Source organism: Streptomyces sp. NPDC031497 (genome assembly GCF_055580905.1).
In genome coordinates, this window is record NZ_JBVIKO010000039.1 from 74,253 (window position 1) to 84,287 (window position 10,035).

11 protein-coding genes are annotated in these 10,035 nt (G+C 72.4%); 7 read left to right on the forward strand and 4 right to left on the reverse strand.

The genetic code is table 11. From position 1 onward, the window contains the following. Nucleotides 1-12: 12 nt before the first annotated feature. From ACZ5K7_RS44885 to ACZ5K7_RS44895, 3 genes are all read right to left on the reverse strand, one after another. Nucleotides 13-615, reverse strand: coding sequence for a hypothetical protein (locus ACZ5K7_RS44885; protein ID WP_468923684.1), 603 nt, complete (start codon nt 613-615; stop codon nt 13-15). 76 nt (nt 616-691) lie between these two features. After that, complete coding sequence (locus ACZ5K7_RS44890; RefSeq protein WP_351706491.1) at nt 692-1,534, reverse strand: MurR/RpiR family transcriptional regulator; 843 nt, start codon at nt 1,532-1,534, stop codon at nt 692-694. Continuing rightward, nucleotides 1,531-3,048, reverse strand: a complete 1,518-nt coding sequence (locus ACZ5K7_RS44895; RefSeq protein ID WP_468923687.1) for an aromatic amino acid ammonia-lyase — start codon at nt 3,046-3,048, stop codon at nt 1,531-1,533. The genes ACZ5K7_RS44890 and ACZ5K7_RS44895 overlap by 4 nt, the downstream gene beginning before the upstream one ends. A gap of 132 nt (nt 3,049-3,180) precedes the next feature. On the opposite strand from ACZ5K7_RS44895, the gene ACZ5K7_RS44900 reads away from it, so the two are divergent. From ACZ5K7_RS44900 to ACZ5K7_RS44925, 6 genes are all read left to right on the forward strand, one after another. Then, complete coding sequence (locus ACZ5K7_RS44900; RefSeq protein ID WP_468923691.1) at nt 3,181-4,215, forward strand: ABC transporter ATP-binding protein; 1,035 nt, start codon at nt 3,181-3,183, stop codon at nt 4,213-4,215. Beyond that, nucleotides 4,212-4,853, forward strand: coding sequence for an ABC transporter permease (locus ACZ5K7_RS44905; RefSeq protein WP_351706500.1), 642 nt, complete (start codon nt 4,212-4,214; stop codon nt 4,851-4,853). Before ACZ5K7_RS44900 ends, ACZ5K7_RS44905 begins: the two co-directional genes overlap by 4 nt. A gap of 1 nt (nt 4,854) precedes the next feature. Further along, nucleotides 4,855-5,517, forward strand: coding sequence for an ABC transporter permease (locus ACZ5K7_RS44910; protein WP_351706503.1), 663 nt, complete (start codon nt 4,855-4,857; stop codon nt 5,515-5,517). A gap of 9 nt (nt 5,518-5,526) precedes the next feature. Then, nucleotides 5,527-6,456 (forward strand): ABC transporter substrate-binding protein, encoded by a 930-nt coding sequence (locus ACZ5K7_RS44915; RefSeq protein ID WP_468923694.1) that lies wholly within the window; start codon nt 5,527-5,529, stop codon nt 6,454-6,456. Between the two features lie 147 nt (nt 6,457-6,603). After that, nucleotides 6,604-7,290, forward strand: coding sequence for a carbonic anhydrase (locus ACZ5K7_RS44920; protein WP_468923697.1), 687 nt, complete (start codon nt 6,604-6,606; stop codon nt 7,288-7,290). Nucleotides 7,291-7,362: 72 nt separating this feature from the next. After that, nucleotides 7,363-7,770, forward strand: coding sequence for a hypothetical protein (locus tag ACZ5K7_RS44925; RefSeq protein ID WP_351706512.1), 408 nt, complete (start codon nt 7,363-7,365; stop codon nt 7,768-7,770). 15 nt (nt 7,771-7,785) lie between these two features. Here the strand turns inward: ACZ5K7_RS44925 and ACZ5K7_RS44930 are convergent, their stop codons facing one another. Beyond that, entirely contained in the window at nt 7,786-8,547 is a 762-nt protein-coding gene (locus ACZ5K7_RS44930; RefSeq protein ID WP_468923701.1) for an SDR family oxidoreductase, read from the reverse strand. 146 nt (nt 8,548-8,693) lie between these two features. Here ACZ5K7_RS44930 and ACZ5K7_RS44935 point away from each other — a divergent pair, with 146 nt between their 5' ends. Then, nucleotides 8,694-9,560, forward strand: coding sequence for a helix-turn-helix transcriptional regulator (locus ACZ5K7_RS44935; RefSeq protein ID WP_468923704.1), 867 nt, complete (start codon nt 8,694-8,696; stop codon nt 9,558-9,560). The last annotated feature ends 475 nt before the right edge of the window (nt 9,561-10,035 follow it).

Here is a 10,035-nt window from a genome sequence, read left to right on the forward strand (position 1 = left end):
CGGGTCCCCGGTTCACACCAGTGCCGCGGTGCGGCGGCGGGCCCCGCCCGGGGCCGCGTCGCCCGCCGCGATTCCGGTACCGCGATACGCCTTGACGGCCTTGCCGACCGGGCGGCCGCCGCGCCCGTCGAGCCAGTCGACGCGCAGCCACACCAGCTGCTCCTCGGCCCGCTCCCGGCGGCCCAGCCAGGCCGCCTTCAGCCGCAGCCCGGTGCCGGTCCCGGCGAGCAGCATGCCGCCGGCGGCCGGCACCGCGAAGGCGCTGCCGAACGCCACGGCCCAGGCCAGCAGCAGCCACCAGCGGTGCCCCCGGCGCCAGTTGCGCACGGTCACCGCCCGGTCCTGGAGCACATCGTGCTTGCCGGCCCGGGCGGCCCCGCGCAGCAGCGCGGTGTACCGCTTGCGGCGGGTGAGCGCCACGACGGCGGCGCCGACGATGAACAGCGCGGCTCCGGCCATGACGCCGATCCGCCGCCCGGTGATCCCCTCGGGCAGCACGCCCATCCCGGCCGCGAACACCCCGAACCACCACAGCGGGGCGGCCCCGGCCCGTACGACCACGGCCACCCGGGCCAAGCCCTGTCCGCCCCGTGTCCCTCGTCCCGCACGCGCCATGTCCGCAGCCTCCTCGCCTGTCCGGTCCGTAGGGCGGGACGCTAACCACAGAACGTGAGACGAGTCTTAAAGCGGGCTATTCGACGAACAGCCCCCGGGCCGCCGCCCGCGCGTCGAACTCCTCCAGGCGGGCCTGCGCGTCCGGCAGGTCGTCGGCCATCGCCTCCAGGAGCACCCGGCCCAGCAGCATCGGCGCACACGCCGTGTCGAAGGCGAGCCCGGTGCCGACGGCGGCCGGCAGCAGCAGGTCGGAGACCTTGGCCACGGGCGCGAAGGCGGAGTCGGCGACGGTCACGACGGTCAGCCCGGCCGTCCTCGCATAGCCCAGGGTGTCCACGACCTCGCGCGGATGCCGGGGCAGCGCGAAGCACAGCAGCGCCGTCGCACCCGCCCGTACGGCCGCGTCGATACGGTCGTGGATCATCGTGCCGCCCTCGTCGAGCAGCCGGACGTCCGGGTGCACCTTGGCGGCGAAGTAGGCGAAGCCGTACGCCTGCGAGGCGGCGGCCCGCAGCCCGAGCACCGGCAGCGGCCGGGACGCGGCCAGCACCCGGCCGGCCTGCTGCACCGGGCGCGGGTCGGCGAGCACCTCGGCGAGGTGCCGCAGGTTCTCGATCTCGGCCTCGACGGCCTGCTGGTACTCGTTGTACGACCCGTTGCCGGCCGCCTGTTCGGCGGGCACGACCTCACGCAGGTGCTTGCGCAGCGCCGGGTAGCCGTCGAAGCCGAGGGCGACCGCGAACCGGGTCACCGAAGGCTGGCTGACCCCGGCCAGTTCGGCCAGCTCCACGCTGGACAGGAAGGGCACGTCGGCGGCGCGCCGCACCATACTGTGCGCGATGCGCCGCTGGGTCGGCGTCAGCCGGTGCCCCTCGAAGAGCGCCTGCAACCGTGTCGCAGGGCTGTCGGTCACGTTCATGACGTGCTCCCCCTCCAGATGTCCGTGAACCGGTCGAGCAGTCCGGCCGCCGCCGTGACGTCGTCCGTGAGCGGCCGGTCGGCCGGGTCCGCCTCGAGGACCGCCTCGGCGAGCTCCAGCGCCAGCCCCACCCCCAGCCCGGGTTCGGGCCGGAGCTCGCGCTGGCGCAGCGCCCGTACGGCGGCGACGAGTTCGCAGCCGACCACCAGACGGTACGCACGGCAGGCGCGCAGCGTTTGACGGGCGGCGAGCGAGGCGAAACTGGCCTGCTCCTCGACGCCTCGGGAGAGTACAGCGTGCCCGAGGGAGGCGGGCGCGGAGAAGGCGCGCAGATCGCCGAGGGCGGCGCCGGCGGCGTACTCCAGGATCATCACGCCGGAGGAGGCGGGCTCCGGGTCGGCGAGGAAGGGGCGCAGGCGCGTGAAGGCGGGCTCGTTGAGGGAGGAGAGCCGGGAGGTGGACAGGCGCGCGACCTGGGTGACGGCGAGCCGGAAGTGGTCCAGGGCGAGGGCGAGCTGGGCCTGGTAGAAGCCGCCGTGGTGGTAGGCGGCCAGGTCCTCGGACGAGATGAGGGGGTTCTCGGCGGCCGCGTTGATCTCGATCGCGAGGACCTGTTCCAGGGCATCGGCGGCGTCATGGGCCGGGCCGTGGATCTGGGGCACGCAGCGGAAGCCATAGGGGTCCTGGATACGGCCGAGCGGCGGGGTGGGCCGGTCGGCGGCGCCGATCAACTCCCGCATCCGGCGGGCGACTTCGACACTGCCCCGGTGCGGGCGCGCCGCGTGCACGGGGGCCGCGTAGGCCTCGTGGGAGCCGTCGACGGCGAGCAGCGACAGGGCCGCCACCACCTGGGTGGCCTCGATCAGCCCGCGCAGCTCGTGCAGGGCGAGCGCCGACTGGCCGAGGGTGAGGGCGTTGCTGCTGATCAGGGCGAGGGCGTCGTTGTTGTCCAACGGCTGGGGATCCGGGGCCTTCTCGCCCCGCCAGGGGTGCTCCCCGGCCAGCGCCAGGCCCACCTGGGCCAGCGCGGCGATGTCCCCGGTACCGACCGAGCCGAACTCGTTGACGACCGGATACGCCCCCGCCTCCAGCGCCTCGCACAGGGCGGTGACGACGGTCGGCCGCAGTCCCGCGCCGCCCGCCAGCAGCTGGTTGGCCCGCACCGCGAGCATCGCGCGCACCTGCCGGGCCGGCAGTTCCTCGCCGATCGCCCCGGCATGGCTGCGCAGCAGCCGCAGTCCGTGTCCGGCGGCGGCCTCGGTGGGCACGTCCTCGTTCCGGTTGGCGCCGACGCCGGTCGAGCGGCCGTAGACGCGGCCGGTGGCGGCGATCTGCCGGGCGGCGTTCCAGGACTCCTCCGCGCGCCGCATCCCGTCCGTGCCGGGGACCGGCCGGGCGGCGCCGTCGGCGAGTCGTACGACATCCTCGACGCCCATTCCGATGCCGTCGAGGATCACCAGGCCGGAATGCACCATTCCGGATGCGTCCACGATGCGAGACGACAACACGCCCATACTCCCCTCAATCCGGACACCCGATCTTGCGCTGCGGTCATCCGTTACCTCGGATTAACGCCAGACCGTTGACAAGCTATTCACCTACGAAGAACTCTGCATGACGTTATACAGCCGGGCAAGGGACATCTCATGATCCAGTTCGACGCGGTCCACAAGCGCTTCCCCAACGGCACGACAGCAGTCCACGATCTCTCCCTGGAGATGCCGGAGGGCGGGGTGACCGTCCTGGTCGGCTCCTCCGGCTGCGGCAAGACCACCACCCTGCGCATGATCAACCGGATGGTCGACCCGACCTCCGGCACCATCAAGGTCGGCGGCAAGGACATCCTCGAACAGGACGCGGCCGAACTGCGCCGCTCCATCGGGTACGTCATCCAGCAGGCCGGGCTCTTCCCGCACCGCACGGTGCTCGACAACATCGCCACCGTCCCGCTGCTGCTCGGCTGGAACCGGAAGAAGGCCCGCGCCCGCGCCGCCGAACTCCTGGAGACCGTGGGCCTGGCCGCCGACTCCGGCAAGCGGTACCCGCACCAGCTCTCCGGCGGCCAGCAGCAGCGCGTCGGCGTGGCCCGCGCCCTCGCCGCCGACCCGCCGGTCCTGCTGATGGACGAGCCGTTCGGCGCGGTCGACCCGGTGGTCCGCGCCCAGCTCCAGGACGAACTGCTCCGGCTCCAGAAGGAGTTGAACAAGACCATCGTCTTCGTCACGCACGACATCGACGAGGCGGTCCGGCTCGGCGACCGGATCGCCGTCTTCCGCACCGGCGGCCATCTCGTCCAGTGCGCCCCGCCCGCCGAACTGCTGGCCCGCCCGGCCGACGACTTCGTGGCCGACTTCCTGGGCGCGGAACGGGGACTGAAGCTGCTGTCCCTCAAGACCCTCGCCGACGTCCCGCAGGGCCCGGCACCGCAAGGCGACTGGACCCTGGCGCTCGACCCGGCGGGCAAGCCCCTGCACTGGCGGTCCGAGGGCGCCGAGCTCCCCCTGCGGCCCCTCAGGGACGGCGACTCCCTGCTGGCGGCGCTCGACGAGTCGATCTCCTCCCCCACCGGGCTCATAGCCCGGGTCGACGCGGACGGCGTCCTCACCGGCGTCTCGTCCCGCGACGACATCCACGCACACGCCGGCCAGGCGCACACCGAGGCCCGGGTGGTGGCGGCATGACCATCGACTGGTCGTGGATAGGCGACCACACCGACGACCTCACCAGCCTCACGTTCTCCCATCTCCAGGCGGCGATGACCGCGGTCCTCCTCGGCCTGCTGATCTCGCTCCCGCTCGCGGTTCTCGCCCACCGAGTCCGCCCGCTGCGCGGCTTCCTGCTCGGCCTCTCCAACGTGCTCTTCACGATCCCGTCGATCGCGATCTTCGTCCTGCTGCTGCCGATCAGCGGCCTGACCCGCACCACCACCGTCATCGGCCTCACCGTCTACACGCTGGTGGTGCTGCTGCGGAACACGGTCGAAGGGCTGGACTCGGTCCCGGCGAAGACCAAGGAGGCGGCCAAGGCGATGGGCACCCGCCCACTGCGCACCCTCCTCACGGTCGAGTTCCCGCTGGCCCTCCCCGTGATCATGGCGGGTGTCCGGATCGCCACGGTCATGTCCATCTCGCTGGTGAGCGTCGCCACCTACATCGGCGACGGCGGCCTCGGCCAGCTCTTCACCGACGGCTTCCAGCGCGACTTCCCGACCCCGGTGATCGCGGGCGTGGTGCTCACGATCCTGCTCGCGGTGGTCGCCGACGCCCTGCTGGTGGCCCTCCAGTACGTACTGACCCCGTGGCGGCGGAGGCGAGCCTGACATGTTCGAACTCTTCAAGAACCTCGGCACCTGGCTGACCAGCGGCTCCCAGTGGGCCGGCTCCGACGGCATCGCCCACCGCCTCGCCGAGCACCTCCAGTACTCGCTGCTCGCGACCCTGATCGCCGCCGCGATCGGCCTCCCGATCGGCCTGCTCATCGGGCACACCGGCAAGGGCGCGTTCGTCGCCATCAACCTGGCGTCCTTCGGCCGCGCGCTGCCCACCGTCGGCCTGGTCGTCCTGGTCTTCCTGGCCGGCGGTCTGTCGATGCTGCCGGTGTACGTGGCGCTGGTCGCCCTCGCCGTACCGGCGATCGTCACCAACACCTACGCCGGGATGACGGCCGTCGACCCGGACGTCCGCGACGCCGCCCGCGGCCAGGGCATGCGCGGCCACCAGGTCCTCTTCCAGGTCGAACTGCCGCTGGCGCTCCCCCTGATCATGACGGGCCTGCGCCTCGCGCTCATCCAGGTCGTGGCCACCGCGACCATCGCCGCGTACGTCTCCTTCGGCGGCCTCGGCCGCTACGTCTTCGACGGACTCGCCCAGCGCGACCTGGTCCAGGTGCTCGGCGGCGCGGTACTGGTCGCCGTCGTCGCCATCGCCCTCGACCTGCTCCTCAGCAGCCTCCAGCGCCTCCTTTTCCGCCACCGCACTGCCTAGGGACCCTCGATGAACCGACGTACGCTCCTCGGCGGCCTCCTCGCGGCGGCCTCCGTCCCCGCCCTCTCCGCCTGCTCCAGCGGCATCACCTCCCTGAACGAGAGCAGCGGTTCCGCCGCCGGGGGCGGCTCCAGCAAGGGCGGGATCACCATCGGCACCGCCAACTTCACCGAGAACCAGGTGCTCGGCTACCTCTACGCGGCCGCCCTCAAGGCCGCCGGCGTGCAGGTGAAAGTCCGCCCGAACCTCGGCACCCGGGAGATCGTGATCCCCGCGCTCAAGGCCGGCGACATCGACCTGCTGCCCGAGTACCAGGGCGCCCTCCTCAACTACCTGGCCCCGAAGGACACCTCCGCGGACCCGGGCACCATGCAGAACGCGCTGGCCATCGCCCTGCCCAGCGGCCTCCAGGTGCTCCCCTACGGGCAGGCCGCCGACTCCGACTGCTTCGTCGTCACCCGGGCGACCGCGCAGAGGTACGGCCTGACCTCGCTGGCCGACCTGGCCAAGCAGAACGGCAGGCTGGTCATCGGCGCCGCGCCCGAGGTGAAGAAGCGGCGGGTGGGCGCGATCGGGCTGCAGGACGTGTACGGCGTCCAGTTCAAGGAGTTCAAGTCGCTGGACTCGGACGGGCCGCTGGTCAAGGGCGCCCTGAAGAAGGGCGACGTGGACGTGGCGAACCTCTTCACCACCGACACCGACATCGCCGCCAACGACTGGGTGGTGCTGGCCGACCCGAAGAACCTGATCCCCAGCCAGCACATCGTCCCGCTGATCGCCGACCGCAAGGCCGACTCCACGGTCCGCAAGGCGCTGGCCCGGCTCGGCAACCTCCTCACCACCGAGCAGCTCACCGAGCTCAACAGCCAGGTGGACAACGACAAGAAGGACCCGGAGGACGTGGCGGACGCCTACGCCAAGCAGCACGGGCTGACCTGATCACGAAGCCGTATCGCATGATCGATGAGCCGATGACGGAAGCACCAAATGTCCGCAAACAGGCACACGGAGTAATCGTGCGTGTGCTTACGGTGAGGAGGTGTCAACAGCACCGCACCGGAACTCTGTGAACTCTGAGGAAGCGTCATGGCCTCGAACCGCAGGGCCTTTCTGACCGCCACCGCCACCGCGACCGCCGTCGGCGCGCTGGCCGTCGCCCCCACCCCGGCGACGGCCGGCACCGGCCGACCGCACTCCCCCGCTCCCGCCACCGCCACCGCCGCACTGGACGAACTCCTCGCCGGCAACCGGCGGTACGCGGCCGGCCGACCGCGCCGCCCGCACGACGTCGTCGGCCACCGCCGGCTGCTGGCAGGCGGACAGCACCCGTTCGCCGTCGTCCTCGGCTGCATCGACTCCCGGGTCGTCCCCGAGCTGGTCTTCGACCAGGGTCTCGGCGACCTGCTGTGCATAAGGACGGCCGGACAGGTGCTGGACGAGGCCGTGCTCGGTTCGATCCAGTACGGCGTGGAGGAACTGCGCGTCCCGCTGGTCGTGGTGCTCGGCCACGAGCGCTGCGGAGCCGTCGCCGCCACCCTCGGCCGGCTGCGCACCGGCACACCCGTCCCCGGCCACCTGGAACTCCTCGTCGAGGAGATCACCCCGGCCGCCCGCCGCACCAGGGCGCTGCCCGGCGACTGGGCCGAGCACACCATGCGGGCGCACACGGCCTGGGTGCGGGACGCGATCCGCGCGGACCCCGCGTTCGCGGGGGCATCGGTGGTCGCGGCACGGTTCGACCTGGACAGCGGACTGGTGTCGCTGCTGCCCTGAGGGCGGGCCCCCGGAGAATTGCGGGGGCTTACCCCAGTGCGCCGAGCGTCCCGGCTCCCTACCGTGGGCTCCATGACGGACGCGCATGACACCGACCTGAAGAAGGAACTCGCCGCCACCCTGCACGCCCGCAGGGAACTGGGGCCCGAGTACGAGTCGGAGCTGGCCGACTCCTTCCTGGAGAAGATCGACCAGCGCATCGACGGCGCGGTGGAGCGCCGGCTGCGCAGGACCCTGGCCGAGCAGCAGCTCCAGGTGGCGCGGGGCGCGCGGCGCGGCAAGGGCACCGACTCCTGGGGAGAGCGGTTCGGTTTCGCGATCGTCTCCCTGGTGCTGGCGGTCCCGCTGTCGGCGCTCGGCGGCACGTTCGGCGGCACGACCGGCCTGATCGCCACCTGGCTCGGCATCGTCGGCGTGAACATGGCCCAGGCGGTCCGCCTCAACCCGGGCGCGTTCCGCCGCCCCGACCGCGAGAACTGACCCCGCGCCCCCAGGTCACACCTGCCGGGTCGGCAGGACGACGACCTGCCGCAGGTTGACGTGCCGGGGCCGGCTCGTCACATAGCCCACCAGGTCGGCGATGTCCTCGGCGGCCAGCGAGCCCATCCCCCCGAACATGACGTCCAGTTGCTCCCGCAGTTCGGCCGACCCGATGTGGTCGGCCAGTTCGGTCTCCGTCAGCCCCGGTTCGACGTTGGTGACCCGCACGTCACGCGGCCCGAACTCGGTGCGCAGCAACTGCGAGAGATGGGTGACGGCGGCCTTGGTGGCGCCGTACACCGCGTAGGTGGGGAAGACGCCGTGCGCGCCGACGGACGACACGTTGACGAGATCGGCGGTACGGCCCTGCGCCGCGGCTTCCACCAGGTCCCCGGTGAAGGCGCGCAGCACCCGCAGCACACCGGTCACATTGGTGTCGATCATGCGCTGCCACTCGTCGAGCCGGCCGTCGTCGATCGGGTGGGGCAGCATCACACCGGCGTTGTTGACGACGAGGTCGACGGTGCCGTGGGCGGCGTGCACGGCGTCCGCCGCCGCCTGTACGGACGCGTCGTCGGTGACGTCGGCGGTGACGGCGAGGGCCTGACCGCCGTTCGCCCGGATCTTCGCCACGACGGTCTCCAGCCGGTCCGCGCGCCGGGCGAGCAGCGCCACCCGGGCGCCCGACTCGGCGAGCCGCAGGGCGACGGCCGCCCCGATCCCGCTGGCGGCTCCGGTGACGACCGCGGTACGGCCGGACAGGTTGTCGTACGACATGAGGTACTCCCTGGTCGGTGCCGCCGGGCAGGTCCCGGTGGCGTGTCTCCACCCTCGCCGGATCCGGGCGCCCTACCCAGGGATGCGCTTTTCCTGGGTCTGGCAGAACCAGGCTGGGAAGGGGCCGCTCCCCTACGATCGAACCCATGGACGGGGACCTCGGAGACTTTCTACGCTCGCGCCGCGCCCGGATCCGGCCCGAGGAGGTGGGGCTGCCCTCGCACGGGCGGCGCCGGGTGCCGGGCCTGCGCCGCGAGGAAGTGGCGCAGCTGGCGGGCGTGAGCGTCGACTACTACATCCGGCTGGAGCAGGGCAGGGGGCCCGGGGGCCCCGCCCGGACGAAGTCCGGGGGAGTCTCGGACGCGGTCCTGGACGCGATCGCCCGGGTGCTGCGCCTGGACGAGACCGAGCACGCCTATCTGCGGGCGGTGGCCCGCCCCCGCCGCAAGGGCACCGGGCGCCCGGCGGCCCCGCGGGTGCGCCCCGGTGTGCAGCTGCTGCTGGACGGCATGGACCGGACGCCGGCGTTCGTGCTGGGCCGCCGCATGGACGTGCTCGCCTGGAACGCGCTCGGCGACGCGGTGAACGGCTTCAGCTCGCTGGCCCCGGCCGAGCGCAACATCCCGCGCCAGGTGTTCCTCGACCCGGCGGCCGAGGACTTCTACCCCGACTGGGCGGCCGTCGCCGCCCAGAGCGTCGCGAACCTGCGGATCGACGCGGGCCGCCACCCCGACGACCCCCGCATGGCCGCGCTGATCGGCGAACTCTCCCTGAAGAGCGCGGACTTCCGCCGGCTGTGGGCGGACCACGAGGTCAAGGCGTGCGCGTACGGCGTGAAGCGCATCCAGCATCCGGTGGCCGGACTGCTCACCCTCCCCTACGAGACCCTCACGGTCCCGACCGACCCGGACCAGACGATCGTGGCGTACACCCCGGAACCCGGCTCGGAAACGGCCGAACGACTTGCCCTGCTGGGTAGTTGGAAAGCGACGACGACCGCGATCAACAATTGAGGAACCACGACGGCGAGCAACCACCTCCGCGAGAGCGGCGGCGGTTTAGCCGCAAAGAGGTGCGCGGGGACCGCCGCACCCCCGTTACCGGGGGGCGGGACGACGGCGGTCCCCGCGAGGGACATGGACCGGGTCAGGGCCGGGTCTCACGTCCAAGCGTCCATGGAGGTCCGGGAGCCGCTCCGGAGGTCCTTGGACGTTCGGTGCCGGCCGGGGCGGGGAGCCGCTCCCGCCCTGCCGACACCCACTAATGTGCCGGACGCGTGTTAAGCGTGTGCTGCGTGGACGTGACACGCTCGTACCACTTCCGCGAAGTCCACCGCCTGGACTGGGGACCGCAAGTTCCCCCGTGTCACGGCTGGTTCACCGGACGTTCGCTCGGGCCTGTCTGACAATTCCCGTCGTCGCCCGGAGGGCGGCCTCGCGGCGTCAGGTGCGTGCTCTCGGCGCGCCGGGCGTAGGCCCTCGTACTGGA